The following is a 24,302-nucleotide window of genomic DNA, read 5'->3' on the forward strand; positions in this document are numbered from 1 at the left end:
CACCTCATCCTGGGTGCCGGGGGACCGTCCCCACCGAGGAGCCGACATGAACACGGAACTGGACACGAAGGTGGGCGAGCTGGTGATGGCGCGGCCCGAAACCATGCGCTACTTCGAGCGCCTGGGCATCGACTACTGCTGCGGTGGCCACCGCAGCCTGGCAGAAGCCTGTCAGCTCGCCCACCAGGATCCTGAAGAAGTCCTGAAGGGCCTGGCCACCGTGGAGATTCCCACCGCAGGCGTCCCCTCGCTCCGCGACTGGACTCACGCCCCGCTCGGAGACCTCATCCAGCACATCGTGGTCACCCACCACGACTACCTCCGCGAGGAGATGCCCCGTCTCGAGATGCTCCTCGAGAAGGTTCTCCGGGCCCACGGCGAGCGGCACCCTGAACTGGAGCGCGTGGGCCAGCTCTACCGGGCCCTGGTGGCCGACCTCATGCCGCACATGATGAAGGAAGAGCAGATTCTCTTCCCCTTCATCCGGCAGATGGAACAGGGGCAGACGGGTTCCTCCTGCTTCGGCTCGGTGCAGAGCCCCATCCGCGTCATGGAAATGGAACACGAGGCCGTCGGGGCCCTACTGACGGAGCTTCGGGACCTCACCGGTGCCTACACCACGCCGGCGGACGGCTGCGCCACCTTCCGGGCCCTCTACGACGGCCTGGAGACCATGGAGCGCGACCTGCACCTGCACATCTACCTGGAAAACCAGATTCTCCACCCCCGTGCCACGGCGATGGAGGCGGGTGTCCGCGTCTGACCCTTCGGGTCAGTGGGCGTCCTGCACGCTCCAGCGATCCGTGCAGCCGTGGCTTTCGACGATCTGGCGCGCCCTCCGCATGCGGAGGGTGTGCTGGACGGTCTGCATCACGGTGAACAGCGCGTCCCGGATGCCCAGCCGCGCCAGATCGGCGGCCGTGAACCAGGTGACGCCCTCCCCGTCTTTTCGCGTGGCGTGGTCGGTCAGGATCTGCTCAGTGATGCCCACGGGAGACCTCCAGAACTGCTAGCTTGAATAGCACGAGGAGGCGTCGTGGCCAACTGGCGGGACACGGGATTCGGCGGAGTTGTGATGGTGGCCTGGGCCCTGGCGACGGTACCCCTGACCGTCCTGGGCATCCTGCTGGCCGTGCCTGTCCTCGGTCGGCAGCGGGCCTTCTTCACGGTCGGGCCGATGTTCGCCCGCGGCATGGCCTGGTTCTGCCACATCCCCTACACCCTCCATGGCTGGGAGCAGATGCCGGATGCCATCCGCGAAGGCCGCCAGTCCGTGATCTTCATGTCGAACCACGAAAGCCAGATGGACCCCCCCATCCTGGTGGCCGCCCTTCCGCTTCCCGCGGTCTACATCGCCAAGAAGGAGCTGAAGTATGTGCCCTTCATCGGCTGGGCCGGGTGGGCCGCAGGGGTGATCTTCATCGACCGCGGCGACCGGGAGCGGGCCCGCCGCAGCATCCTCGAAGCGGCCCAGCAGATCCGCGACGGCAAGAATGTGGTGATCTTTCCCGAAGGCACCCGCAGCCACACCGGCCAGATGCTGCCCTTCAAGAAGGGCGGCTTCGCCCTGGCCCAGGATGCGGGCGTGCCCATCGTGCCCATGGCCACTGTGGGGGGCCATCAGGTGCTCCCGCCGGGCAGCCTGAAGATCCGGCCGGGACGGTACACCCTCCTGATGGGCCAGCCCGTCCACCCGGCCGACCACCCGGATCGCGAAGCCCTCGTGCAGGAAGTGCGCCGCCGCATCGAAGAGCTGGTGGCCCAGGCCCACGAAACGGCCTGCTAGGGTCTGTTTTCAAATGCCGCGACTTCGTCGCGGTGTCGTGGAATTTGAAAACAGATCTTAGAAGATCCTACCGGAAGGCCGGATCCTGCTGGGCCACGCGGCGCTTGCCCGTGTGCAGGCGGTCCGCCAAGTCGAGCAGGTTCCTGGCGCCCGTCGGATCACCCAGCCGGGCGGCCATGCGGGCCATGAAGTAGAGGTTCACGGAAAGCACCCGCTTCTCGTTGTGCTTCTTGGCCGCGAGATCCGAGGCCAGCAGCTTCTGCCGGTAGCTTTCGATCTGCGCCCGGGCGGCCGCCGCCTCGCCCTCCACGGCCTGCTTGACCGCCACCAGGAGCACGGTGTTGGAGTGGTCCGGAGGCCAGGCGTTCTCCAGCTCCCGGAGATACCCTTCGGCGGAGGCGCGATCCCCGCGGTCCCAGGCGGTGTAGGCCATGAGGCTGCGCAGCACATTGGAAGTCGGCACCTCGCGCAGGCCGGCCTTCAGCCGGACTTCCGCCTCGGGAGCGCGCCCCATCCAGAGCAGGGCATCCGCGGCGGTGACATAGGCGTACTCGGCGGAGGGCCGCAGGGCGATGGCCCGGTCCGCATGCTCGAGGGCCTGGAGGAGGTCGCCGTCATTCTGCAGCAGCACGCCGTACCGGTGGTGGGCCTGCCAACCCTCGGGGAAGAGCGCCAGGGACTTCTCGAAGTAGCGCCGGGCCGTCTGGTGGTTGTCCTCGCCTTCCAGGCCCGCGAAGACATCCGCCAGCACATCGTAGGCCTTGTGGTCCGCGGGATCAAGCCGCACGGCCTGGAGCGCGGAGCGGCTCGCGCCCTCCAGATCGCCCAGTCGCAGCAGGATGGAACCCAGGGCCCGGTAGGCCTGGGAGGCGCTGGGATCCAGGGCGATGGCCTGCTCGGCAGCGGCCTTGCCCTGGCGGAGCAGGGCCTGCCCCTCGGCGAAGCGTCCCTGGCTCAAGGCGCGGGTCGCACCCAGCTCCGCCAGGGTCCAGGCGTATTCCGCCCGGGCCGGGGCGTAGTCGGGCTCGATCTCGATGGCCGAGGCCAGCAGGGAGTTCGCCAGCTGGACCGCATCCTGGTTGCCATCGGTGATGACCTGGAGGGCCTTGGTGTAGAGCTCCCGGGTGCGGGGGTTCTTGGCCTGGGAGCGAAGCGAGCCTGGATCGCTGCCCAGCCCCATCTCCTGGGGCAGCCGCTGCTGCAGCTCGTCCTCCAGCTTCAGGAGGTCGGTCACGGGGCGGTCCAGCTGGAACTGGTGCCGGGTCGCCCCCCGCGCCACATCCACCACGCGAACCCCCATGCGGAGCTGCCCCCCCACGACCTGATAGCTGCCCAGGACCAGCAGCTCCGCCTTGAGCTGGCGGCCCAATTCGCCGAGGGCCCGGGGGGCCTGCCCGGGGGTGTCGCCCAGTTGGTGCATGGCCTCCACCACCCGCAGGCGGTCCACCACCAGGATGTCGTCCCGCCGCACCAGCCCGTAGGCCATGGCATCCGCGAAGCTGTTGCTCAGCCAGGCATGCTCCGCATCCGGCTGCAGCTGCTCCATGGGCAGGATGGCCACCACCCGGCGCCCCCGGGTGAAGTCCAGCCGCGAGGCCCGGCGGGCTTCCCCCAGGCCGGAGCCGTCGCGGCTGCGGAGCAGCCAGCCGCCGAGCCCGGCGGCCGCCACGAGGACCAGGCCCGAGGAAACGAGGAGCCAGGTCCGCCGGGGCCGACGGAGCAGCGCCACCGGCCGGCTGAGGTGGGGCACCGTGGCCGTGGGGATGTTCTCGGACAGCCCCGCGACCAGGGCTTGCAGGTTCGGAAACCGGTCTTTGGGGGACTTGGCCATCAGACGGTGGATGGCGTCCTGAAGGGTGCGCGGGAGATCCGGCCTCGCCTCCGAAAGAGGCCGAGGCTCATCGCGCGTCACCGCGTAGAGCGTGTCCACGAGGCTGCCGCGCAGGAAGGGGTGGACCGCCGTCGCCAGCTCGTAGAGCACCACGCCCAGGCTGAACTGGTCCGACTGGCCCGTGAGGGGCTGGCCATTGGCCTGTTCCGGGCTCATGTAGGCGGGGGTGCCCTGGCTGTAGCCGGGTGCCGTGTGCTCGACGAGGGTCATGTGATGGGAGGTCGGCCCCGCGGGAAGGTCGTCGGCCCCCCGGCGGGCGATGCCGAAATCCAGGATCTTGAGCTGGCCTTCATCCGTCAGCAGCAGATTCTCGGGCTTGATGTCACGGTGGACGATGCCCTTCTGGTGCGCGTGGGAGAGGGCGGCCGCGGCCTGGCGGGCCAGGTCCTGCAGGGCCTCACCTTCGAGCGGGCGGCCCACCAGGGCGCGGAGCGTGCGGCCCACCACCAGCTCCATGGCAATGTAGGGCGTCCCCTCCACCTCGCCCGCGTCATAGATATGGGCGATGTTCGGGTGATTGAGCTGGCAGGCCAGCTTGGCCTCGCCGATGAGGGCCTTGCGCCGGAGATCATCGGCATCCTTCAGGATCTTGAGCGCCACCTCCCGCTCGAGCCGCAGGTCGAGGGCCTTCCAGACTTCGCCCATGGCGCCTTCCCCGAGCCGGGAGATCAGACGGTAGGAACCGAAGTGGGAGGCGTCGGAGAGCAAGCAGGTCCTTGGTGGCAGGAATGAAGTATACCTTTCGACCTAGGGAAGCGTTTATGTTGCTGGAGGCTTGACCACCATCTCGAAATGTCGAGAATCGGAGTGGAGGTAGCCGTGCCCACGCCGGATCTCGAGACCGCCCTCACCGGAGCCCGCCTGGTGGAAGAAGCGGGTGCCCTGCTCACCCTGGGCGAGGAGCCGGAGCGCATGGTCGCCCACGCCTTCGAGCGCCTCGGTCAGCTGGTGCCCTATGATCTCGCCACCGTCTTGCTGCGGGAGGGCGAAGGTCTGCGGGTCGCCTACGCCGTGGGGCCCCTGGCCACGCCCCAATTGTCCGAAGCCCGGATCCCCGTGCGGGGCAATCTCCGCCTGCAGAACGCGCTCAAGGCCCGCTCCCGGCCCGCCACCTTCGAGGAGGACGATCCCGGCGAGGACACCTTCCACGGTCTCCTCGAGATGCCCCATGGGCACAGCTGCCTCGTGGCTCCCCTCCGCAGCCGCGGCGAGACCTTCGGCCTCATGACCCTCGATGCGATGGTGTGCCGGCAGTACCCCGAGAGCGTGCTCCACCATGTGGGCGTCTTCGCCTCCCTGCTCGCCCTGGGCCTCAAGCAGGCTGAACACCTGGCCCGGCTGGCCGAACGGGAACGCAGCCTGGCGGAGGAGGTCAGCTACTTCCGCGAGGTCCAGCGCCGGGATGTGCTGCAGGAGCCCCTGCGGGCCGGGAGCCCCGCCATGCTCGGCATCCTCGATCAGCTGCGCCAGGTGGCCACCACCGCCGCAACGGTGCTCATCACCGGGGAGACGGGCACCGGCAAGGAGAAGGTGGCCCAGACGCTCCACCACCTCTCGCCCCGCCGTGACAAGCCCTTCATCAAGGTCAACTGCAGCGCCCTGCCCGCCTCGCTCATCGAGTCCGAGCTCTTCGGCCATGTGAAGGGCGCCTTCAGTGGCGCCGCCTCGGCCCGCAAAGGGCGATTCGAGCTGGCCGATGGGGGAACCCTCTTCCTCGACGAGATCGGCGACCTGCCCCTGGACCTCCAGCCCAAGCTGCTGCGGGCCATTCAGGAGAAGGAGATCGATCCGCTGGGCTCGGAGAAGTCCCGCAAGGTGGATGTGCGCCTGGTGGCCGCCACCCACGCGGACCTCCACAAGGCCGTGGCCGAGGGGCGCTTCCGCGAGGATCTCTTCTATCGCCTCAGCGTCTTCCCCATCCACCTGCCCCCGCTCCGGGAGCGGCCCGAGGACATCGCCGCCCTGGCCGAGGGGTTCCTCGACCGCTTCGCCCGGGAGAACCGCCGCCCGCCCATCCGCCTGCCGGAGCCCGTGCGCGACCAGCTCGAGGCCTACGCCTGGCCCGGCAATGTGCGCGAACTACACAATGTGCTGGAGCGCGCCGCCATCCTCTCGGCCGGCCACGAGCTACGACTCCCTCCGGGCGCCCTGCCCTCCCGAAGTGGCAGTGAACGGACCGGGCGGCCCCTCACCTGGGAGGCCCAGGAGCGCGCCTATCTGGAGCGGCTGCTCCGTCACACCCGCGGCAAGATCTCCGGCGCCGACGGCGCAGCGGTCCTGGCGGATCTGGCCCCCTCCACCCTGCTGTCGCGGCTGGAAAAGCTGGGGCTGCGCCCGAAGGACTTCCGCGAAGCGTGATAGCGTGGGTGCACTTCCCCGGAGCGAAGGATGACCGAGATCCCTGGCCCGCACGACGCTCTGCCCCCAGCCCCCATTCCACCTCGGGTTCCGCCGCCGATTCAGCCCCTGACTCAGCCGATGCCCCCGCCGCCGGTCATTGAACTGGACGAACCGCCCAGGATCCCGCCGCCACCCTTCCCGCCTCCGTCCGGCCATGCATTGCCGGAAACCCCGGCCCTGCGGCCCATCCCCTTCGAAGACACAGAGGCCTTCCCCTCCTTCGGGTCGCGGGTGGGCGGCATGTTCCGGTTGGTCTTCAGCAACCCGATGGAGCTCTTCGACCGCGTGCCCGTCACAGAAGGCCTCGGCGCCCCCTGGCGCTTCCTACTGCTCCTCTCCATCCCCGTGTTCCTCATCATGGCGGCCGTCTTCTTCTTCGTCGGCATGGGCATCATGCTCGCGGCCCTGGAGCAGACCGGCAAAGGCGACGGCAAGACCCTCGCCGCCATCATGCCCATCATCTTCGGCGTCATCCTGCTGCTGATGCCCCTGGTGAGCTTCCTGGGCATGGTCGTCGGCGGCGCCCTGAACCACTTCTTCCTGTGGATGTGGGGCGGCCTCAAGCCCGGCGTGGGTACCGGCCAGACCATCCGGGCCTACGGGTACGCCTCGGCCTTCATCCAGATCGGCGGCCTCATCCCCTACCTGGGCTTCCTGATCCAGATCGCCGGCATGGTGGTCATCGGCATGGGCCTCGCGCGCATGCACCGGACCGACACTTGGCGCGGCGTCTGCGCGGCGCTGACGCCGATCTTCCTGCTCTGCTGCTGCGGCATCGCCGCCGCCATCGCCATCCCGGCCCTCATCGCGGCGGGGCGCTAAGCTCCAGCCAACCCAGCACGGCCGCACCCGCCGCTTCCGGCGGCAGGGTGCGGTGGACGGCGCCGGCTGCCAGGGCTTCGGCGCTGCCCCAGGTCTCGAAATGAAGGAAGAGGCGATCGGCCCCTTCCGGGCCCAGGATCTCCGGGAGCCGCACGGTGCCGCCGAAGCCGGTGAGGATGCCGTGCTTCGCCGCGGGATGGGCCAGACGCAGCCCGCCCTTGCCGGTGGTGGCGTCCGCATCCACCGCCCAGCGCTCCTGGCCGTGCAGGGCCAGGTCGCAGCCGCCGCCCATGGCCACACCCGACAGGAGCGTGAGCGTGCGCCAGCCGGGCCAGAGCAGGTGGGCCATCACCCGCTGGCCGCGCCGGGCGAAGGGCTCGGCGGCCACGGGATCCAGCGAGCCCACCTCGTGCAGGTCCGCTCCGGCTGAAAAATGATGGCCGCGGTCCCCCATCCATCCCGAGTTGCTGAGGGCCACGCGGCGGACGCCAGCCCATCGGAGCTCGATGAACAGCCGGTCCAGGGCCACCAGAAGGTCGCTGTGCAGGCGATTCAGCCCATCGCCCGAGCGCAGGCCGATCCAGGCCCAGCCGGGGCCGCCCAGCAGCTCCAGGGAGGTACGGCCCTCGTACCAGACGGTCGGCGTCATGCCAGCCCCAAGCGGGCGAAAGCGGTTTCCAGCGACTCGGTGTCCGGATCCCAGTGGGGCGCCGCAGGCAGCTGGTTGCGGAACCAGGTGGCCTGGCGCTTGGCATAGGCCTGGGTCTCCTGCACGACGGTGGCCTGGGTCTGGGCCGGGTCCCCTCCCGCCATCCAGGCCGTGTAGCCCAGCGGGCGCAGCGCCACCAGGTCGGGGCCATGGCCCGCGGCCACCAGCTCCCGCACCTCCCGGGGCCAGCCGGCCCGCACCTGGGCCGCCACGCGGGCCGTCACGCGCTCCCGTCGGCGCTCGCGGCCCGGCGAGACCACCAGCACCCGCCAGCCCTCCGGAAGGCCCGTCCCGGGGCCAGTGAGCAGCGTCGATGGGGCCTTCCCGGAGGCCAGATGCAGGGCCAAGGCCCGCTGGATCCGAGCCGCGTCGTTGGGATGCAGAGCGGCGGCCCGAACTGGATCCACTGCGGCCAGATAGCGGTGCAGCGTGGGCATGCTGAGGGCCACGCCCCAGCGCCGTACCCGGTCCACCAGCCCGGGCGCCACCGGGGGCAGGCCGCTGAGCTGCTCCCAGATGCCCCGGAGATAGAGGCCCGACCCCGTCACCAGCACAGGCTCGCGGCAGGTCGAGAGCCGTTCCCGCACCCAGGCCCCGAAGTCCGCAGGATTGGGGCGGGCCGACAGGGGCCATTCGCCGTAGCCCACATGGGGCACGCCGCCCCGCTCCGTCTCGTCCGGCTGGCCGGTGCCGATGGCCAGGCCCGAGAGGGCTTGGTAGGGATCCCCATTCACGATGGTGCCGCCGATGCGCCGGGCCACGGCCACCGCCACGGCGGATTTGCCGGAGGCCGTGGGTCCGAGGATCGCGATGGGCATGGGTCCAGTCTACTGAGGCCCGGTGCCGGGAACCTCCGTTCCGATGCCCTCATTCCAAGACCATGCGCCTCCTGCTCTCCCTCTGCCTCGTTTCGGGCTTCACGGCCGGGACCTCGAGCCTTCTGGCCGGGGAGGAGCCCCGTCCCGAGCTTCCGGAACCGGGGAAAAATGCCGCCTTCCTGGCCCGGATCATGGGGGACACCGATGGCGGCGTCCGGCCGTGGCGCACCTTCACCCCTCCGGCGGATTCCGCCTCGGCCGTGGTGGAGGTGGTCGGCGAACTCTCCAAGGAGGAGCTCCGCCAGGTGGCGTTCCAGGAGTTCGTCGTCTGGTTCCGCCAGGACCTTCGGAAGTTCCTCCGCGCCATCGGCGGGGGCGCGGGACTCGAGCCCACGAACCTGGCCTCGGCCACCCTGCCCGTGGACCGCTTCGGCGGCAATCCCGTACCCCGCAATGTGCCCCTGGGCCGGGCCAACTTCTAACCGGCCTAATCGATCAGCCGCGGCAGCAGCCGGGCGGCCTGATCCCGGGCCAGGCGCGCGGCCACCAGGGCATTCCGCGCGGCATCCTCGGGGGTCTGCCGGGGGGTGAGGAGGGCTTCGAGCTGGCCCCGCAGCCGGGCCACTTCGCCTTGGGGATCGGGCAGGCGCCGCCGCGCCGCCGCTTCGAAGGCCACCAGGAAGCACTGGATGGCGTCGCAAGCGGTGCTCACGATGGCCGCGCTGTGGCGGTGGTCGAGGTCCAGCGCCAGGGCGGCCGCCAGGAAGCGCAGGCCATCCTCGAAGCGGGCCTGGGGCGCCCCGGAAGGGCCGGAGCCCGTCATGACGACCGGCCCTCCGGTTCGAGGGTCCACCGCGCATCGGTGCGCCCGGACAGCTGGCCGGAGGGGTCGAAGCGCAGCTCGGTGAAGCGGACGGCCCCATCCCGCCCCAGGGCCGCCAGGGTCGTGCAGCGCGTTCCGTAGCGCGGGCTCACGATGAAGGGCGGGGAGAGCAGGCGTTCCAGGTCGAGCCCGACGCCCGTGTCGGAGAGGTCGGCATCGGGGGCGGGCCGCGCATCGGCCAAGGCGGCGAGCAGTGGGGCTTCGTCGTCCTTCCCCGCGGCCACCCAGGCCTCCATCACCGCCCGGAGCCGCTCAGTCTTCGGCCAGGGGGTATCCAGGTCCGCATTCGAGACGACATGCACCCCCGGCGACACCTGGCGGGAGAGGAACCGCGGGTGGTTGTTCAGGTAGCGCAGATCCCCACCATCCCACAGCAGCAAGTTGAAACCAGCGTAGGCCATCGCCCGGGTGGCCATCCCTTCGGAGAAGGTCTGCGCCGATTCGTGGCCCCGCACGAAGGAGGCCACCAACGCCCCCCGGGACGGCGCCGCCGGATCCGGGGCCTCCATGCGCCGCACATTGGTGACGCAGGCCAGGCGGCCCCGCTTCGACAGTGCGAGCCAGCTGCCCCCCTGGGCCAGATCGCGGCCCCCGAACACCCCGGGCGCATCCTCCCAGGGGCCCGCCGGGGCCGTGGCCCGAGCGTGGTATTCGTCACGGTTGGCGGCCACCACCAGTTCGAAGGCGGGATGGGCGCGGTAGGCGAGCGCGATGAGGCACATGGCCCATGATAAGCGCCAAGAAGGCTCCCCGGCCCGCTCCTAGCCCTTTGCGCCCGGCGCCACGGGATAGTCGCCCGTGAAGCAGGCATAGCAGAAGCCCTGGCCATCGTCGCCCATGCAGGCTTCGAGATCCTTCAGGTCGAGGTAGCCCAGGCTGTCGGCTTCCACGAACGCCGTGATCTCCGCCATCGACATGTAGGAGGCGATGAGGTGCTGCCGCTTGGGCGTGTCGATGCCATAGAAGCAGGAGTGCGTGGTGGGCGGGCAGGCGATGCGCATGTGCACTTCCTTGGCCCCGGCTTCGCGGACCATCTGCACGATCTTCTTGCTGGTGGTGCCCCGCACGATGCTGTCATCGACCAGCACCACGCGCTTGCCTGCCAGCAGGTGGCGCACGGGATTCAGCTTCACCTTCACGCCGAAGCTGCGGATGTTCTGCTTGGGCTCGATGAAGGTGCGGCCCACATAGTGGTTGCGGATGATGCCGAAGTCGAAGGGGATGCCGGACTGCTCGGAATAACCCAGGGCCGCGCTCACGCCGCTGTCGGGCACGGGCACGATGAGATCGGCCTCCACAGGGTGCCGCAATGCCAGACGGCGGCCCATCTCGCGCCGGGCCACCATCACGCTCTGGCCGTAGACCAGGGAATCGGGCCGTGCGAAGTAGATGTGCTCGAAGACGCAGGGCTTGGCCTGCACCTTCGGCAACGGGAAGAGGGAGCGGAGCTCCCCGCCCCGGCGCGGCACGACGACCATTTCGCCCGGGGCCACATCGCGCACATAGGCCGCGCCCACCAGATCGAAGGCGCAGGTCTCGGAGCTGAACACGGTGGTGCCGTTCATCTGGCCCATGGCCAGCGGCCGGAAGCCATGGGGATCCCGGGCGGCGATGAGGGTGTGCTCCGTGAGGATGAGCAGGGAATAGGCGCCCTGCGCCTGACGGAGGGCCGAGACCACCGCATCTTCCAGGGTGTCCGCCTGGGCCCGGTTGATGAGGGCCAGCAGCACTTCGGAATCCGAGGGGCTGGTGAAGGTGTGGCCATCCGCGATCAGGGCGGCGCGCAGGGTCTCGGTGTTGGTCAGGTTCCCGTTGTGGCAGAGGGCCACCTGACCGAAGCGGCCGTGGATGAGGAAGGGGTGCGCCGCCGAGGCGACATTGCCGCCGGTGGTGGAATACCGCGTGTGGCCGATGGCGGCATCGCCGGGCAGGCCGTCCAGGACCGTCTCGGTGAACACATCCGCCACATAGCCCAGCGCCTTGTGCAGGTGCAGCCCCTGGTCGTCGCCGGAGCAGATACCCGCCGCCTCCTGCCCCCGGTGCTGCAGGGCGTAGAGGCCCAGGTAGGTCTGACGGGAGGCTTCCGCCTGGGGGCAGATCCCGAACACCCCGCATTCGTCCCTGAACGGCATGATTCCTCCGAGTCCTCCAGAATAACCCTCGGGAACCGGAACCCGTAGCTTCCGCATCCCTGGTCGACTCCGGAGCCCTCATGCGCCTACCCATCCTCCTGCTTGCCCTGACCTTGTCGTCGGCCTTGCCCCTGGGCGCCAACAGCCTCGACGACCTGCGGACGGCCCTCCAGAAGCCCCACGGGGGCGAGGCCGTGAAGGCCACCCTGGAGCACAGCTTCTGGCGCCAGACCACTGAGGACAAGAAGCCCATCGTCAGCCAGGGGAAGGTTTCCGCCCAGCTGGAGGAGGGCCCCCGGGGGCTCCTCGTGACCTGGGCGCGGCCCACCCTTCAGCAGGCCGTCCGGGAGCTGGCCGCCCAGGAGCGTGAGCCTGAACGCGCCGCACCCACCCGTACCGCCCTGAGGAACCTGGACCCCCTGGAAGCCACCGAGGCCCTGGACTACGCCGAGGCCCTGCTGCGCGACCTGGGACAGGCCCAACTCCTCGAGGAACGGCCGGAGGCCTGGCAGGGCCGACCGGCGAAGCTGCTGGTGCTGAAGCTCACCCCGAAGATCCCGGAGAACCAAAGGAAGTACCTGAAGGAACTCAAGGTGGATGCGAAGGTCTGGGTGGGTGCCGATGGCCAGCCCCTGGCCTTCGCCACCACCGTGGCCTACAAGGGCAGCCGCATGTTCATCAGCTTCGAGGGCGGCAGCAGCCAGGAGCGGCAGTTCATCCGGGTCGGGAGCCGCCTGGTGGTGAGCCGGGCCACCAGCGAGGACCGCAATGCCGGATTCGGCACCTCCACCCTGACGAAGAAGGTCACGACCCTGAGCCTGCTCTGATCGGCACCGCTAGCGGACGGTGCCGCCGTCTTCGGCTTCCGCCTGCTGCTCCTGCGACCAGGCCTGGAGGGTGCTGAGGAGCACCGTCCCCGCCTCGGCGGGGGCCAGTGACTCCGTGGCGTCCAGGCCCTCGAGGTGCAGCTCCAGCCGGGCGAGGTCGCCGCGCTCGAAGCGGGCGCTGAGGTCGCAGAGGGCCAGCAGCCGGGGGCCGACCTCGACCAAGGCGGTGGAGGCATGCAGGCCCTTGGGCAGCTCCAGGCTCCACACCGGTAAGCTGCGCGCACCGAAGCGCAGGGCGATGGGTTCAGGGCGCGTCTGGGGCGAGGGGCCCGCCAGGTAGAGCAGGCGCTCGGCCCGCCCCAGCAGCAGGGCCTGGGCGTAGGGGGTGCCCTGGGTGCGGTCAGCCTCCAGCCGCCAACCGCCCATGCGGGGCTTCTTCACGCGGTTGTGGCTGACGGTGCCCGCCGTGGCCACCAGGCGGAACCGGGTTTCCAGCGGCGCGGCCTCGCCGCGCATCCACACCTGCATGCGGTACCGCAGCCCTTCCTGCGCCGCCACGGGAAGAGATAGGGCCAGTAGAAACGCTGCTCGCAGGTGCATCAAGGAACCGTCCTCCTTTGAGCATGCCATCCCGTGAGATCCTGGGCCATGCCGCTCTGCTTCGACCTCGATGGAACCCTGGGCCATTTCAGCTCCGGCTTCGTGCTGCTGCGGGAGGCCCTGGGCGAACTCTGGGGTTCCGCCCCCAGCGCGGAGGAACTGGGCCGCTGCACCGGCTCCACGGACTGGGAGATCGTGGACGAGCTGCACCGCATGCGCTTCGGGACGGCGCTCGACGAGGCGGGCTACGAGGCCTACGAGGCGGCCTGCGTGGAGCGCTTCCGGGCCGTCTTCGCCCCCGGGGGGCGGGAGGCCGTTGCCTACGCGGGCATCCTGGACGCCCTGCATCGCCTGGCGGCCCATCACCGGGTCTGGGTGGTTTCCGGCAACGCGCCGGACCTCTTGGCCTTCAAGGCCGAGGTCCTGGGCATCGATCCGGCCATCCCCCGCCTGGGCTCCCTGCCGCGCCACGATCGGACAGCCCTGCTGCGGCGGGCCCTGCAGGATTGTCCCGGGCCCCACCTCTATGTGGGCGACCGCCCTCACGACCTGAACGCCGCCCAGGCGGCCGGCCTGCCCTTCCTGGGCGTGGGTGGGGCCGTGCCCGGCGCCCATCCGAGCCTGCCCATCGACGCGGACCCAGAGCAGGTGGTCCAGTCCGTGGCCGCCCTCATGCGGTGAGGCCCTACCTCGTCCTCACCTCGAAGTCGTCGAGGAAGGCCAAGGTGCGCGGATCGTCCTCTCGGCGGACGACGGCCTGGGCATGGTGCAGGCGGCCCCGGCGCAGCACCACCACGCCTTCGATGAAGCCGCCGTTCGCGCCCTTCACTTTGTAGCGGAACCCGGGCCCCTTGGCGGCCGGAAGCTCCGCGCGCCGGAGGGCTCCGAGGCGGTAGGTCAGGAAGTTCTGGAAGGTGGTCAGGATCTCCCGCGGCGTGGTTCCGCCCTTGTCCCCCGGCGGCAGATTGCCCACGGCCACGCTGAAGGTCTCGTCCAGCCGCCCAGGTGGGCTCATGGCCAGGTCGAACCACTCCACCTCCCCAAAGGGACCGGGATCCGTGTGCCGGTGCAGCTTCGGCGGCCCCGGGAAGGTGGCGGCGACGCCCAGGTTCTCGTTCTCGATGCGGCGCGGGTCGTCCTTGCAGCCCATCAGGGCGAGCAGGGCCACCAGGCTGATCGAGCTGCGGAGCATGACACCTCCCTGACCTGTCATCGGACGAGCCGGTCGAGAAGTTGATTCATTTCATGCAGGGCCCTGGCGGGAGGCCTCGGTCCAGCGGGCCGCCTCCCGGGGATCCCTGACCACGCCATGGCCTCCGAGGTAGGCCTGGGCCAAGGCACCCATGGCCTCCCGGTGGCCGGCCTCGGCGGCCCGGCGGAACCAGACCGCGGCACATGAATCGTCCGGGGGCATCGACGGCGTGCCCTTCCGGTAGGCCATGCCCAGGCGGAAACAGGCCTCGGGATCTCCCGCCTCGGCCGCTTCGCGCAGGCGATCCCGGCCCTGCCGCGGCCGATCCCGGCGCAGCTGCCATGCCTGCCAGGCCAGCATGATGCCGGGCGGGGCGACCAGCACCAGGGGCAGGAAGAAGAGCCCGGATGCGCCCACCAGGAAGAAGGTGACCACCGTGCCCAACCCCAGCCCCGCCAGCAGGACCGCGCCCACGCCCAGCGCCCAGCGCCCCGCCCGGTGCTGGAGTCCGCGATCCGCCAGGTCCTCCAGGCTCTGGAGAAGGCTGGCCCCGGCCTGGACCAGGGGATCCTCCGGGGCGGCGTCATGCCGCAGGAGGCTTCGGCTCAGGGGCGGGTGCGGGGCCAGGCGCCCGGCGACCCCGGCCCAGTGCCGGGCCCGGTCCGGATCCACCGCCACGCCGTCTCCCATCGCGTGGGCCTCGGCCAGCCAGACCGCCGCGGGACCGAATCCGGCCGCGGCCGACGCCTGGTACCAATGGAGCGCCCCCGCCGCGTCGCCTCGCCCCCCGCGGCCCGTGCGCAGGGCTTCCGCAAGCCAGTAGGCCGCTTCGGGGTGCCCCTGGTGCGCGGCCCGGGCCATGCGCTCGCGACCGGCGATCTGTCCGCCCGCACCGAATCCTCCCTCGAAATAGGCCAGCCCTTCCTGGAATAGGGCCTCGGCCCCACCCAGGTCCGATGCCCGCTCCAGGCACCAGTGGGCCTGGCTGGAGCGGTGCGCCTCCCTCGCCCACTGGAGCCAGAGGGCCTCCGGATCCGGCGCAAACCGCGCCGCCCAGCGGCGGACCCCGCGCTCCAGGTGCATCAGCACCGGCGTGGTGGTCCCCACCATGGCTCCGATCACCGTCGCCACGCCGATGCCCCAGATCACCAGGGCCAGCAGGATGGCCCAGCCCACGGCCAGCGGGGCCAGGGGCGTCGGGAGCAGCAGCAGCGGCCCCAGCAGGATCACGGCCAGCCACCCCAGCGGCCGGCCCCAGACGGGCCAGCCCGCCAACGCGGCGGCCGGCCGGGGGGCCGCTGGCGCGGCAGGCCGGGCGGCCATGCTCAGTGCGCCTTCAGGGCCTCGTCCAGGGCCCGTCGGGCCCGACCCTCCGCATAGCCCGCCCAGCGCTGCACCAGGCGGCCTTTCCGGTCCACGACGAGCGTGGTGGGAATGCCGCTGATCTCGCCGAACGGTTCCAGCCCGCGCTCCCCGTCCGGCAGGTAGGCCGTGAGGCCCAACCGGGGGTTCTGGGCCAGGAAGGGCTTCACATCGTTCCATCCGTCCCGGTCCACGGAGATGGGCAGCACCACGAAGCGGTCGCCACCGGCCTTCTGGAGTTCGGCCACCTCCGGAAGCGATTTGCGGCAGGGGGGGCACCAGGTGGCCCACACATCCACCAGCACCACCTTGCCCTGGTAGTCCGCCAGGGTGTGCCGGTTCCCCTCGGCATCGCGAAAGGCCACGCGGCTCACATCGACCCCGGCGGAGGCTGCGCCCTCCTGCCCGCCCCCGAAGAGGCCCCGCATCGCCACCCCCCCGGCCAGCAGCAGGCCCCCGCCCACCAGGACCGCGGCCGCCAGGGTCCGCCAGCGGGATTCGGGAACATAGGCATCGGACATGGAGGCTCCAGGATCAGCCTCGAGGGTACCGCCGCCGGCAGCCGCTTCATACTGGGGGGATGCCCATCCTGTCCGCCTCCGATCTCCGCCTCCGCCTGCCCGGGGTCCGCCTGCTGGACGCCCGGCAGGAGCCCGCCGACTATGCCGCCGGCCACCTGCCCGGGGCGCTCCATGCGGACCTGAACCGCCAGCTGAGCACCGCCACCGACGCCGGCCATGATCCGGCCCGGGGCGGACGCCACCCCCTGCCGCCCCTGGCCCGCTTCGCCGCCCAGGTGGGCGCCTGGGGCATCGATCCCGGCACGGAGGTGGTCGTCTACGATGCCAGCGGCGGAGGGAATGCCGCGGCCCGCCTCTGGTGGATGCTGCGGGCCCTCGGGCACGAGCGCGTCCTCGTGCTCGACGGCGGTCTCCAGGCGGCCCTCGACGCCGGCTTGACAGTGACTGTCGAAGTGCCTGCCGTGACTCCCCTCGGGCCCTACCCGGCCGAGCGCTGGGCCCTTCCCCTGGCGGATGCGGAGGCGGTGGACGCGATCCGGCAGGATCCCACCCGCCGGCTGCTGGATGTGCGCTCCTCCGAGCGGTGGCGCGGGGAGAACGAGACCCTCGACCCCATCCCCGGCCACATTCCCGGCTCCCTGAACCTGCCCTGGGCGGACAACCTGGGCCCCGATGGCCGCTTCAAGGCCGCCGGGGACCTGCGCGCCCAGTACCAGGCCCTGCTGGGGGGCGTGCCGCCCGCGCGCCTCACCGTCCATTGCGGCAGCGGCGTCACCGCCTGCCACACCCTCCTGGCCCTGGAGGTGGCGGGCCTCACCGGGGCCTCGCTGTATGTGGGCAGCTGGAGCGAGTGGTGCCGCAGCGGCCGGGAGCGGGCCCGGGGCTAGCGGGAGCCCGGCAACCCGGGTGCGGAAGGAACCCCCGGTCTTTCGCTAGAGTGAAAGGCATGAACCCATGGAAGGGCCTCCGAGGCCTCCCCCGCGAAGTCTGGCTGGTGTGCGCCAGCACCCTGGTCAACCGCCTCGGCACCATGGCCCTGCCCTTCCTGGTGCTCTACCTCACCGAGGGCCGCCGCTGGACGCCGGGGGAGGCGGGGTTCGGCATGATGGTTTACGGCGCGGGGGCCCTGGCGGCCGGGCCCTTCTCGGGCCGCCTGGCGGACCGGCTCGGCCATGTCCAGGTGCTGAAGGCCAGCCTCTGGTCGTCGGGGACGCTGCTTCTGCTCCTACCCTTGGCCACCACCAAGCCCCTGCTCTTCGCCCTCATCTTCCTCTGGGCGGGCCTCACCCAGGCCTTCTGGCCCAGCGCCATGGCCTTGTTGGCGGACCTCGCCCCACCCGAGCAGCGCAAGGCCGTCTATGCCCTGCATCGGCTGGCCGTGAACCTGGGCATGGCCGTGGGGCCGGCGGTGGGCGGGTTCATCGCCCATCGAAGCTACACCTGGGTGTTCTGGACCGACGGGCTCAGCACCCTGGCCGGGGCCGCGCTATTGGGCCTGCTGCTGAAGACGCCGCCCCGGCCCTCCCCCCACCAGGACCAGGCGCGGGGCGCCAGCCCCTGGCGGGACCGCCACCTGGCCTTTCTCCTGCTCCCCTTCGTCCCCCTGCTGATGGTGTTCTTCCAGATCGAGGGCACCCTGCCCTTGTGGGTGGTGCGCGACCTGAGCCTGGGCAGCCGCTTCTACGGCCTGTTGTTCACGGTCAACACCCTGATCATCGTGGCCCTGGAGGTCTCGCTGAACCTGGCCATGGCCCGCTGGCCGCACGGCCGGCAGCTCTTCGTCGGGGCGCTCTGCCTGGCCTCGGGCTTCGGCCTGACGGCCTGGGCCACGGGCCGCACCACGCTGATCCTCACCACGGTGATCTGGACCTTCGGCGAAATGATCCTGTTCCCCGCCATGAGCGACGCCGTGGCCACCCTGGCGCCCCCGGACCGGCGCGGCGAGTACATGGGCCTGCTTTCCCTCTGCTTCGCCGCCGGTCTGGCCCTGGGACCCTGGCTGGGCGTGTTGGCCTACGCCAAGGCCGGCCCGCGCGCGGTGTGGCTTTCCGCCTTCGGGATCGCCCTGGGCGCCGGCCTGCTGTTGGCCCGCTTCCGGACGCCCCGGGGCCAGCCTCTTCAGTCCGCCGGGTAGCCAGGCGCCGAGGGTTCCTTCCGGGCCTGCCGTCGGCGCTTCAGCGCCTCCTTGGCCTGGGCTTCCAACGCTTCGTACTGGCGCTTCTGCTCGTCATTCAGGATCGCGAGGATCTTCCGGTCGTACTCCTCATGGACCGCCTTCGCTTTCCGGAGCTTATGGTGGGGGCGCAGGGAGGCATCGCCCTGGATGACCCGCATCTGGTCCTGGCGCTCCGCCAGGATGGGCTTCAGCTGGATTTTCTGCGCGTCGGTCAGGCCCAGCCGGGCCGCAAGCCGTTCCACCGCGGCCTCAGGTGCCGCGAGCACCCGATCGGGCGCGGTGGCCACCCGGCGACTCACCGGAACCAGGGGGGTCGGGTTCTGGGCCCGGGCCGGAGCCCAGGCCAGGAGGAGCCCTCCAGCGAAAGCCAGGCGCAGGTCCCCTCGGATGAAAAGTCTGATCATGGCGGCGTCCCCCAACCCCTCCATGGAGGCCGTGAACCCTTGGCCGGTTGAACCGGGTGGTTCGAAAATCCGGTGACCGTCAAATCCGAACCGAATCTCCCACGCGGATCACGCCCCCGCCCAGGATCTCGGCGCGCAGGCCGCCCCGGTGGATGAGACCGGGCAGGATCTGGGGTTTGCCCGTCACGCGGGCCAGGGTGGCGCAAGGCTCACAGAGCTCGTGGCCGCGCAGACGCACCTCGCCCACGGTGAACTCCTGGCCCACCAAGTGGTTCAGCGCCACCCCGCGGGTGACGAGGTTGCGGCGCGTTTCACCCGGAGCGAGGACCAGGCCCAGCTCCAAGGCCAGCGCCTCGATGGCCTCCGCCTCGATGAGGGTGATCTGGCGACCCGGCTTGGGTTTGGCCGAGAAGCTGCCCATGCGGGTGGCGTAGCGGTCGCCCTCCAGGCCGACCCCCGGCAGGGCGGTGGCCTCGGGTACGCCGCGCATGGAGGCCCCGGCCTCCATGGCGAGGTGGATGGACTCGACTCGGCCAGGGGTCATGGGCGCCTCCTCCTCCAGTGTCCAGGAAACGGCCACGGTCAGCCACGCGGGAGGCGCGGAATCAATCCCGGATCAGATCCCGGCGGTCCACCAGCCGGAAGGTCCGCCCCTTCCACTGGGCCGCCTGGGGTTCGATCTGCACCGATGCCGGTGGAATCCGTTCCGCCTTGCCCCGGCTCTTGGGATAGAGGAAGACCTGCTCGATCTCCCGGAAATCCTCCCGGTCCTCCGGGAACATGATGTAGCGCACCAGCCACCCGTCCGGAGCGGCATAGGCCTCGTAGCTGTAGTGGCGGCAATCGGGATCCGCCAGAAGATGGGAATCCAGGCGCAGCCAAGCCGGGGGCGCCGGATCGGCCTGGAAGCCGGGAATGGCCCCGGAGGCCCGGACGCCGGCTGGTTCCAGGGGCGGCTGCGCCGCCCCTGGAACCAGGACCATCAGGCAAGTCAGGATCGTTTTCAACATGAAGGAACTCCGGGGATTATGAAATTCCCGCCGATATCCTTCATTTTCCCATCACCCAGGGGCGGATGGGGTAATCAGATTGTGACTTGTGCGGCAATTCAGCCCTGAAGCACGGCTTCCAGCTGATCCACAGCCCAGTCGATCTGCTCCTTGGTGATCACAAGGGGCGGCGCGAGACGGATGATCTGCTCGTGGGTGTCCTTGCAGAGCATGCCGCGGTCCTTGAGCTGGTAGCAGTAGGGACGGGCCTTCCCCGCGCTTTCTTTCAGCTGCACGCCAGCCCAGAGGCCACGCACGCGCACCAGCTCCACCTTGTCGGACTTCATGCCCTTCAGGCGCTTGGCGAAGTACTCGCCCAGCTCGGCGGCGCGCTCCACCAGCTTCTCGTCCACCAGCACATCGAGAGCGGCGCTGGCGACGGCGCAGGCCAGTGGGTTGCCGCCATAGGTGCTGCCGTGGATGCCGGGGGTGAACACATCCATGACCTCATCGTTGGCCAGGAAGGCGCTCACGGGGTAGTAGCCGCCGCTGAGGGCCTTGCCGATGGTGATGCCGTCAGGGCGGATCCCCTCATGCTCGAAGGCGAACAGCTTGCCCGTGCGGCCCAGGCCGGACTGGATCTCGTCGAGCACCAGGAGGCAGTTGTTCTTCGTGGCGACCTCGCGCAGGCCCTTGAGGAAGCCGTCGGGCGGGATGACCACGCCGCCCTCGCCCTGGATGGGTTCCATGAAGATGGCGCAGGTGTTCGGATTGATGGCCTTCTTCACCGCCTCCAGGTCACCGTAGGGCACGATCACGAAGCCGGGGGTGAAGGGGCCGAAGCGGCTGGTGCTGTCGGGATCGGTGCTGAAGCCCACGATGGTGGTGGTGCGGCCGTGGAAGTTGCCGTCGGCCACGATGATCTCGGCCTTGCCGTACTCGATGCCCTTCTTGTCGTAGCCCCACTTGCGCATGGCCTTCAAGGCTGTTTCAACAGCCTCGGCGCCGCTGTTCATGAGCAGGGCCTTGTCGAAGCCGGTGAGCTTGCAGAGCTTCTCGAGGAGCGGGGGGAACTGGTCGTTGCGGAAGGCGCGGCTGGTGAGCGCCAGGGTCTTGATCTGGGCGATCATGGCCTCGCCGATCTTCGGGTGGTTGTGCCCCTGGTTCACGGCGGAGTAGGCGGCCAGGAAGTCCATGTACTTCTTGCCGTCCACATCCGTGAGGAAGACGCCCTCGCCCTTGGTGCAGACCACATCGAGGGGATGGTAGTTGTGGGCGCCGTACTGGTTTTCCTGCTGGATCAGCGCTTCGGATTTCGCGGCGAGGGTGGCCATGGGAGCTCCGGGATGGGTTGGCGAGGTGGGAATGGATGGCTGCCGAATGAGAAAGGGCCAGTGTAGGCCGGCGGGCTCTGATTGTCAGGTTTCTCAAGGCTTCCTTGACGAAGTGTCAGGGGCCATCCCCCGGAGCTCTCCACCCGGCCGGCGGTGGATTCCCGCCGCTGGGCGGAAGGATGGGACAATGGGGTCCCCTATCCAGTACGGTGTTGCCTCCGGAGATTCCCATGAGCGATCAGCCCTCCTCCCTGTACGGTGACCAGCCCGAGGCGCCGCGCCCCAAGGCCCCCGGACTCATCGATCAGATCGTCGGCGTCTTCACGGCCCCGGTGGAGCTCTTCCAAAAGCTCAACAAGGCCCCCAGCTGGGGCTGGGCCCTGGGGGTCCTCGTCGTGGCCGCCCTGGTGGTCACGGTGATCTGGGGCCTGCGGGTGGATGTGGAGGAGATGCTGCGGCCCATGCTGGAGCGCAATCCCCAGATCCAGGCCTCGCAGATCGACATGATCATCGAGATGCAGAAGAAGTTCGTCCTGCCCTTCGGCATCATCGGCGCCCTCTTCGGCACCGCCGCGGCCATGGCCCTGGTGGGGCTCTTCTACTGGCTGATCGGCAAGGCCCTGCCCGAGGCCGAAGCCCCCTCGTATCCGCAGGCCCTCAGCGCCGCGGTGGTCCCCACCCTGGTGCGGCTGCCCCACACCCTGCTCCTGATCGTCATCTGCCTGGTGCGCCCCATCGGCGGCCTCACTCCCGAAAAGCTCGCCCCCACCTCCCTGGGCTACTTCCTGCATGTGGAGAGCCTCAAGCTCCACGCCTTCCTCTACAGCATCGACCTGTTCTACCTGGCCGAGGCCGTGCTGACCTATCTCGCCCTGCGCCACCTCGTCCGCATGAAGACATCGGGCGCCCTGATCTGCGTCCTCGTGCCCATGGCCTTCGGCATCGGACTCCGCATCCTCGGAGCCAAGTAGATGGCGTCCCGGAACACCAAGCTCCTGCTCGGCGGGGCCGCCGCCCTCGTCATCCTGGTCACCCTCGGCATCGCCTTCGGCGGCGCCAAGGATGAGGACAGCGCCTATTCCTGGGATGCGGTGGGCCGCGGCGACATCCGCGAGACCATCAGCGCCAGCGGCGAGATCCGCGCCAAGACCCAGATCAACATCGGCACCTCGGTGGCGGGTGAGATCAAGGCCATCCATGTGAAGGACGGCCAGGATGTGAAGGCGGGCGACCTGCTCGTCAGCATCGACCAGGAGCGCCTCAAGCAGGCCCTGGCCCAGGCCCAGGGCCTGCTTGAGGCTGCGCGGCAGGACGCCTCCCGCCTCGAGGCCGCCATGCGCCGCGCCGTGGACAGCTTCCCGCGCTATGAAGCCCTGCGCCAGCAGGGGCTCATGTCGGACGAGGACTTCCGCCAGCAGAAGCTCGCCAAGGAAAGCGCCGTCCTCTCCTACAACAGCGCCCGGGCCAATGTCGCCCAGAGCGACGCCAACCTGAAGGCCATGCAGGACGGCCTGTCCAAGGCCACGCTGCGCGCCCCCATCACGGGCCGGGTCACGAGCCTGAAGGCCGAAAAGGGCGAGACCGCCATTCCCGGCATGAGCAACCTGCCGGGGGCCACGCTCATGGTCATCTCCGACATGAGCGAGATGCAGGCGGAGATCAAGGTCAACGAAAGCGAAGTGGTGCGCACGAAGGTGGGGCAGACCGCCCAGGTCACCGTGGAGTCGCTGCCGGGGAAGGTCTTCCCGGGTTCGGTCATCGAGGTGGCCACGGGCACGGAAAAGACGGGCACCGACGCCAACCTCTACAAGGTGAAGGTGCTGCTCCAGGGCCAAGCCTCGGACCTGGGCCAGCTGCGGCCCGGCATGAGCACCCGCGCCGTGATCCTCACCCGCGAGGCCAAGGGCGTGCTGCGCGTCCCCCTGCAGGCCGTGCTCGAGCGGGAGGGGAGCCCCGACGAGGCCCAGAAGCAGGGCCTCCTGGCCCCCATGACCCGCAACATCGTCATGGTCTTCAAGGGCGGCAAGGCCCAGGAGCGGACCGTGCAGGTGGGCATCGCCAATACCCAGTTCTTCGAGCTCAAGGAAGGTCTGGCCGAGGGCGACAAAGTGCTCACGGGGCCCATCCGGAAGCTGAAGGAGCTGAAGGACAAGGCCACGGTGACGCTGCGCGCCCGGTCGGACAGCGACCTGGCGAAGGTCAAGGACACGAAGAAATAATGGACATCCGCGAGCCCCTCTCCGCCGCCGTTCGCGCCCTCAAGGCCAACAAGCTGCGCTCCGCCCTCACCACCCTCGGCATCATCATCGGCGTGGCGGCCGTGATCGTGGTGGTGAGCCTGGTGCAGGGCCTCCAGACCAGCGTCCTGAAGCAGGTGGAGCGCGCGGGCAGCCAGACCATCTTCATCCGGCCCGTCATGCCGGGCGACATGCCCTTCGCCGAGCTCACCAAGATCAAGAACAAGGACCTGACGCTGGACAACATGCGGGCCCTGGCCCACGCGGTACCCCAGATCACCCAGGTGACGCCGATCTTCTTCAACGGCTCGGAGGTGAAGGCCGACGGCCGCACCGCCAACGCCAACCTCATCATGACGGACGAGAGCTACCTGGAGCTCAACAGCATCAACCTGGTGGCGGGCCGCAACTTCGTCCCCTCGGACCTGCGGCTCGGCAACAAGGTGGCCATCATCGGCCCCCGGGTCATCGAGAAGCTGGGCCTGAAGGGCAACCCCCTCGGCCACATCCTCACCACGCCCACCCTCAGCCTCGAAGTGATCGGCGTGCTGGAGGAGCAGGGCGCGCAGCTGGGCAACGACCCGGATCAGAACATCCTCATTCCGCTCAGCACGGGCCTGGCCCAGCTGTCCGAGACCCAGCGCCGCCAGCTCTTCTTCCAGGCCCGCATCGACCCCCGCCTCACCGCCGACGACGGGGCCGCCCTGGTGGAGGATGCCCTCCGCCGCATCAAGGGCCTGCGCGGCAAGGAACTCAGCGGTTTCAAGGTGTTCAGCCCCAAGCAGATCACCGGGATCATCAGCGGCATCACCGGCACCATCACCGCCGTGGCCGGCGGCATGGTCTCCATCGCCCTGCTGGTGGGCGGCATCGGCATCATGAACATCATGCTGGTGAGCGTCACCGAGCGCACCCGCGAGATCGGCGTGCGCAAGGCCGTGGGGGCGAAACGCCACGACATCATGCTGCAGTTCCTCATCGAGGCCGCCTTCCTCTGCGTTCTGGGCGGCGCCATCGGCGTGGGCCTCGGCTTCATCCTGGGCGCGGCCCTGGGCAAGGCCCTCCTGGGCACCATGGGCTCGGTCCCCATCTGGGCCATCGTCAGCGCCTTCGCCGTGCCCGCAGCCATCGGCCTCATCTTCGGCCTCTACCCAGCCGCCAAGGCCAGCAAGCTGGATCCCATCGAGGCACTGCGCTACGAGTAGACTGGTCATCCGTC

27 protein-coding genes are annotated in these 24,302 nt (G+C 69.8%); 12 read left to right on the top strand and 15 right to left on the bottom strand.

Annotation, left to right across the window (positions count from 1 at the left end; translation table 11 throughout):
* Window positions 1–46: 46 nt before the first annotated feature.
* Window positions 47–763: an iron-sulfur cluster repair di-iron protein gene (gene ric, locus QZ647_RS11695; RefSeq protein ID WP_291272330.1), complete on the top strand. Its 717-nt coding sequence runs from the start codon at window positions 47–49 to the stop codon at window positions 761–763.
* Window positions 764–772: 9 nt separating this feature from the next.
* On the opposite strand, the gene QZ647_RS11700 is transcribed toward ric, so the two are convergent.
* Complete coding sequence (locus QZ647_RS11700; RefSeq protein ID WP_291272331.1) at window positions 773–991, bottom strand: hypothetical protein; 219 nt, start codon at window positions 989–991, stop codon at window positions 773–775.
* A 45-nt stretch (window positions 992–1,036) separates the two neighbouring features.
* On the opposite strand from QZ647_RS11700, the gene QZ647_RS11705 reads away from it, so the two are divergent.
* A complete protein-coding gene (locus QZ647_RS11705) occupies window positions 1,037–1,786 on the top strand; it encodes a lysophospholipid acyltransferase family protein (RefSeq protein ID WP_291272332.1) in 750 nt (249 codons plus the stop codon).
* A 67-nt stretch (window positions 1,787–1,853) separates the two neighbouring features.
* Here the strand turns inward: QZ647_RS11705 and QZ647_RS11710 are convergent, their stop codons facing one another.
* Window positions 1,854–4,385, bottom strand: coding sequence for a serine/threonine-protein kinase (locus QZ647_RS11710; protein ID WP_291272333.1), 2,532 nt, complete (start codon window positions 4,383–4,385; stop codon window positions 1,854–1,856).
* 111 nt (window positions 4,386–4,496) lie between these two features.
* On the opposite strand from QZ647_RS11710, the gene QZ647_RS11715 reads away from it, so the two are divergent.
* Together QZ647_RS11715 and QZ647_RS11720 are read left to right on the top strand one after the other, a co-directional pair.
* Entirely contained in the window at window positions 4,497–6,035 is a 1,539-nt protein-coding gene (locus tag QZ647_RS11715; RefSeq protein WP_291272334.1) for a sigma 54-interacting transcriptional regulator, read from the top strand.
* A 282-nt stretch (window positions 6,036–6,317) separates the two neighbouring features.
* Window positions 6,318–6,899: a YIP1 family protein gene (locus QZ647_RS11720; protein ID WP_291272335.1), complete on the top strand. Its 582-nt coding sequence runs from the start codon at window positions 6,318–6,320 to the stop codon at window positions 6,897–6,899.
* Here QZ647_RS11720 and QZ647_RS11725 read toward each other — a convergent pair.
* The gene (locus tag QZ647_RS11725; RefSeq protein WP_291272336.1) at window positions 6,880–7,548 is read right to left on the bottom strand and encodes an enoyl-CoA hydratase/isomerase family protein; all 669 of its coding nucleotides are present in this window, start codon (window positions 7,546–7,548) and stop codon (window positions 6,880–6,882) included. The genes QZ647_RS11720 and QZ647_RS11725 overlap by 20 nt on opposite strands.
* Entirely contained in the window at window positions 7,545–8,426 is an 882-nt protein-coding gene (locus QZ647_RS11730) for a tRNA (adenosine(37)-N6)-dimethylallyltransferase MiaA (protein ID WP_291272337.1), read from the bottom strand. Before QZ647_RS11730 ends, QZ647_RS11725 begins: the two co-directional genes overlap by 4 nt.
* 62 nt (window positions 8,427–8,488) lie before the next feature.
* On the opposite strand from QZ647_RS11730, the gene QZ647_RS11735 reads away from it, so the two are divergent.
* Window positions 8,489–8,908, top strand: coding sequence for a hypothetical protein (locus QZ647_RS11735; protein ID WP_291272338.1), 420 nt, complete (start codon window positions 8,489–8,491; stop codon window positions 8,906–8,908).
* Between the two features lie 5 nt (window positions 8,909–8,913).
* Here the strand turns inward: QZ647_RS11735 and QZ647_RS11740 are convergent, their stop codons facing one another.
* From QZ647_RS11740 to purF, 3 genes are read right to left on the bottom strand one after another with little or no spacing between them, the layout of a single operon-like run.
* Window positions 8,914–9,249, bottom strand: coding sequence for a hypothetical protein (locus QZ647_RS11740; RefSeq protein WP_291272339.1), 336 nt, complete (start codon window positions 9,247–9,249; stop codon window positions 8,914–8,916).
* Window positions 9,246–10,031, bottom strand: a complete 786-nt coding sequence (locus QZ647_RS11745; RefSeq protein ID WP_291272340.1) for an NRDE family protein — start codon at window positions 10,029–10,031, stop codon at window positions 9,246–9,248. The genes QZ647_RS11740 and QZ647_RS11745 overlap by 4 nt, the downstream gene beginning before the upstream one ends.
* Before the next feature lie 39 nt (window positions 10,032–10,070).
* Window positions 10,071–11,441, bottom strand: coding sequence for an amidophosphoribosyltransferase (purF, locus tag QZ647_RS11750; protein ID WP_291272341.1), 1,371 nt, complete (start codon window positions 11,439–11,441; stop codon window positions 10,071–10,073).
* Between the two features lie 80 nt (window positions 11,442–11,521).
* On the opposite strand from purF, the gene QZ647_RS11755 reads away from it, so the two are divergent.
* Window positions 11,522–12,268, top strand: coding sequence for a hypothetical protein (locus QZ647_RS11755; protein WP_291272342.1), 747 nt, complete (start codon window positions 11,522–11,524; stop codon window positions 12,266–12,268).
* A gap of 9 nt (window positions 12,269–12,277) precedes the next feature.
* Here the strand turns inward: QZ647_RS11755 and QZ647_RS11760 are convergent, their stop codons facing one another.
* Entirely contained in the window at window positions 12,278–12,868 is a 591-nt protein-coding gene (locus QZ647_RS11760) for a hypothetical protein (protein ID WP_291272343.1), read from the bottom strand.
* Between the two features lie 33 nt (window positions 12,869–12,901).
* Here QZ647_RS11760 and QZ647_RS11765 point away from each other — a divergent pair, with 33 nt between their 5' ends.
* Window positions 12,902–13,549: a haloacid dehalogenase-like hydrolase gene (locus QZ647_RS11765; RefSeq protein WP_291272344.1), complete on the top strand. Its 648-nt coding sequence runs from the start codon at window positions 12,902–12,904 to the stop codon at window positions 13,547–13,549.
* Between the two features lie 4 nt (window positions 13,550–13,553).
* On the opposite strand, the gene QZ647_RS11770 is transcribed toward QZ647_RS11765, so the two are convergent.
* Genes QZ647_RS11770 through QZ647_RS11780 form a run of 3 tightly spaced genes read right to left on the bottom strand, consistent with a single transcriptional unit; the run spans window position 13,554 to window position 15,943 of the window.
* Entirely contained in the window at window positions 13,554–14,060 is a 507-nt protein-coding gene (locus tag QZ647_RS11770; RefSeq protein WP_291272345.1) for a hypothetical protein, read from the bottom strand.
* A 51-nt stretch (window positions 14,061–14,111) separates the two neighbouring features.
* Window positions 14,112–15,383 carry a tetratricopeptide repeat protein gene (locus QZ647_RS11775; protein WP_291272346.1) on the bottom strand — a complete coding sequence of 424 codons (1,272 nt, stop codon included), beginning with the start codon at window positions 15,381–15,383 and terminating at the stop codon, window positions 14,112–14,114.
* A gap of 2 nt (window positions 15,384–15,385) precedes the next feature.
* Window positions 15,386–15,943, bottom strand: a complete 558-nt coding sequence (locus QZ647_RS11780; RefSeq protein ID WP_291272347.1) for a TlpA disulfide reductase family protein — start codon at window positions 15,941–15,943, stop codon at window positions 15,386–15,388.
* Between the two features lie 59 nt (window positions 15,944–16,002).
* Here QZ647_RS11780 and QZ647_RS11785 point away from each other — a divergent pair, with 59 nt between their 5' ends.
* Complete coding sequence (locus tag QZ647_RS11785) at window positions 16,003–16,830, top strand: sulfurtransferase (RefSeq protein WP_291272348.1); 828 nt, start codon at window positions 16,003–16,005, stop codon at window positions 16,828–16,830.
* A gap of 59 nt (window positions 16,831–16,889) precedes the next feature.
* On the top strand, window positions 16,890–18,077 hold the full coding sequence (locus tag QZ647_RS11790; RefSeq protein ID WP_291272349.1) for an MFS transporter: 1,188 nt from the start codon (window positions 16,890–16,892) through the stop codon (window positions 18,075–18,077).
* Here QZ647_RS11790 and QZ647_RS11795 read toward each other — a convergent pair.
* The 4 genes from QZ647_RS11795 to rocD form a co-directional block, all read right to left on the bottom strand.
* Entirely contained in the window at window positions 18,062–18,523 is a 462-nt protein-coding gene (locus QZ647_RS11795) for a hypothetical protein (RefSeq protein WP_291272350.1), read from the bottom strand. The two genes, QZ647_RS11790 and QZ647_RS11795, sit on opposite strands and share 16 nt — an antisense overlap.
* Before the next feature lie 79 nt (window positions 18,524–18,602).
* Window positions 18,603–19,067, bottom strand: coding sequence for an MOSC domain-containing protein (locus QZ647_RS11800; protein ID WP_291272351.1), 465 nt, complete (start codon window positions 19,065–19,067; stop codon window positions 18,603–18,605).
* A gap of 61 nt (window positions 19,068–19,128) precedes the next feature.
* Window positions 19,129–19,533 carry a hypothetical protein gene (locus QZ647_RS11805; RefSeq protein ID WP_291272352.1) on the bottom strand — a complete coding sequence of 135 codons (405 nt, stop codon included), beginning with the start codon at window positions 19,531–19,533 and terminating at the stop codon, window positions 19,129–19,131.
* A 98-nt stretch (window positions 19,534–19,631) separates the two neighbouring features.
* Window positions 19,632–20,846, bottom strand: coding sequence for an ornithine--oxo-acid transaminase (gene rocD / locus QZ647_RS11810; protein ID WP_291272353.1), 1,215 nt, complete (start codon window positions 20,844–20,846; stop codon window positions 19,632–19,634).
* Between the two features lie 230 nt (window positions 20,847–21,076).
* Between rocD and QZ647_RS11815 the strand changes: the two genes are divergently transcribed.
* Genes QZ647_RS11815 through QZ647_RS11825 form a run of 3 tightly spaced genes read left to right on the top strand, consistent with a single transcriptional unit; the run spans window position 21,077 to window position 24,288 of the window.
* Window positions 21,077–21,817: a YIP1 family protein gene (locus tag QZ647_RS11815; protein ID WP_291272354.1), complete on the top strand. Its 741-nt coding sequence runs from the start codon at window positions 21,077–21,079 to the stop codon at window positions 21,815–21,817.
* The gene (locus tag QZ647_RS11820; protein WP_291272355.1) at window positions 21,818–23,065 is read left to right on the top strand and encodes an efflux RND transporter periplasmic adaptor subunit; all 1,248 of its coding nucleotides are present in this window, start codon (window positions 21,818–21,820) and stop codon (window positions 23,063–23,065) included.
* Complete coding sequence (locus QZ647_RS11825; RefSeq protein WP_286355134.1) at window positions 23,065–24,288, top strand: ABC transporter permease; 1,224 nt, start codon at window positions 23,065–23,067, stop codon at window positions 24,286–24,288. Before QZ647_RS11820 ends, QZ647_RS11825 begins: the two co-directional genes overlap by 1 nt.
* Window positions 24,289–24,302 lie beyond the last annotated feature (14 nt).

It is taken from the genome of Geothrix sp., from assembly GCF_020622065.1.
Taxonomy (GTDB): domain Bacteria; phylum Acidobacteriota; class Holophagae; order Holophagales; family Holophagaceae; genus Geothrix.